General features: G+C 75.4%; 1 protein-coding gene. It reads left to right on the top strand.

Annotated features, from left to right (window positions below; all coding sequences use genetic code 11):
* A partial coding sequence (locus AC1DSF_RS31450) for a GNAT family N-acetyltransferase (RefSeq protein WP_478184224.1) occupies positions 1-362 on the top strand: 362 nt, incomplete at both ends.

The following is a 362-nucleotide window of genomic DNA, read 5'->3' as shown; positions in this document are numbered from 1 at the left end:
GGCCATGACCTCGTACGTCGTCCGCACCGCCACCCCTTTTGACGTCGACGCGCTCCTCGCTTTCTGGGCGCACGCGGCGGAGGGCACGAGCATCACCGACGACCGCGACGGGGTGGCACGGCTCGTCGCGTGGGACCCCGAGGCGGTGCTGATCGCGCACCCGGCGTCGGGGCCGGACGCCGACGCGATCGCCGGCACCGTCATCGCCGGCTTCGACGGCTGGCGCTGCCACCTCTACCGCCTCGCCGTCGACCCCGCCCGGCGCCGCCAGGGCATCGGGCGGCTGCTCCTCGACGCCGCCGAGGAGCGTTTCACCCGGCTCGGCGGCCGCCGCGGCGACGCGATGGTCCTCGACCACAACG

The sequence above is a fragment of the Variovorax sp. 01N429 genome, assembly GCF_056399425.1.
The sequence above is the reverse complement of the archived record's forward strand: the minus strand, read 5'-3'. Positions and strand labels throughout refer to the sequence as shown.